Genomic DNA, 1,307 nt, shown 5'->3' with positions numbered 1-1,307 from the left:
TGAAGTGCCCCGAGTTTTGTTCCTAGGCATTTGCCTTGATTTCTATTATTTCCTGTGGCGGTTTCTGCTTCCAAAAATCGGTTTCCACTTCGACTGGGGTTCGGTATCCCAAGCTTTGGTGAAGCCTCATCTCGTTCCACCATGACACCCACTCGAACGTCGCGATTTCTACCTCGACAACATCCTCCCACCTGCGAGTATGGATCAGCTCGTTCTTGTAGGAGCCGTTAACGTTTTCAGCCAGAGCATTGTCATAAGAATCCCCGACAGTTCCGGTGGAAGCGGCAATCCCGTGCTGGGCAAGGCGCTCGTTGTAGACCACGCTGACGTACTGCGAGCCGTGATCCGAATGGTGAATGAGACCTGTTGTTTCCTCAGCACACACGATCGCCTGATTAAGAGCTTGCAGCGGCAACGCTTCGGTGCGCATGGAGTCTGATAACGCCCACCCAACGATCCGTCGGGAGTAAACGTCGGTGACAAACGCGGCATACACAAAGCCTTTCTTCGTGCGCACATACGTAATGTCAGCCACCCACAGTTTGTTCGGGCCGGGGGCTTTGAATTCACGCTCGACCAAGTCTGGGCGCAGATCAGGCACGTTAGGCTTACGGGTTGTGAGAGGTGATCTGCCTTTGCCTTTGCCAGAAACACCGGCCAAGCGCATTAAACGGGCAGTTTGTTCACGACCGATATCAATTCCGTCACGGCGGAGAGCATGCCACATTTTCCGTACACCGTAGACACCGTAATTATCCCGATGAACAGTTCTAATGCGTTCGACCAGCACAGCATCACGAAGGCGACGAGCACTTAACCCACGGGCCTTGGACTGGCGATAGCCACGCGAGGTGATGAACCCACCAGACCGGTTATTCTTCAACGTCTTACAGATGAACTCGACAGAGAAACGAACCCGGTATTCATCGATGAACCGGATCATTTCCGACGTTTTGGGTCGAGTTCCGACGCGAAAAAAGCTGAAGCGGCCTTCAGCAGCTCATTAGTGTCGCGTAGCTCTTGATTTTCACGACGCAGCCTCGCGTTTTCCGCGGCCAAATCTTCAGGCACAGGTTCTGGGATGTTTCCCGCACGACGGGCCTGTTGAGTCCATTGACGGGCCGTATGCCATGAAACCCCCAGCTTTGGAGCTACTGCCTGGCACGCGGCTTGCATCGACATATTTTCTGCCAAGATGCGATCTTCCACGAGACGGACCACACGGTCCTTTGCATCCTGGTCAAATTTTCTTGGCATATTCCAGATTTTCCCATCTACTCAAACGGAACAAAACCTGGGACACTTCA

At 53.2% G+C, this 1,307-nt stretch carries 1 protein-coding gene; it reads right to left on the bottom strand.

The features are described from left to right. Positions 1-22: 22 nt before the first annotated feature. Positions 23-1,257 (bottom strand): IS3 family transposase gene (locus tag QP324_RS11780; protein ID WP_284816165.1). Its coding sequence is split into 2 segments (ribosomal slippage): positions 23-969 and positions 969-1,257, totalling 1,236 coding nucleotides; the frame shifts between segments, so codons are not numbered across the junction. Positions 1,258-1,307: the final 50 nt, after the last annotated feature.

The sequence above is a fragment of the Corynebacterium sp. UMB0012 genome (assembly GCF_030216265.1).
Lineage (GTDB): Bacteria > Actinomycetota > Actinomycetes > Mycobacteriales > Mycobacteriaceae > Corynebacterium.
The sequence above is the reverse complement of the archived record's forward strand: the minus strand, read 5'-3'. Positions and strand labels throughout refer to the sequence as shown.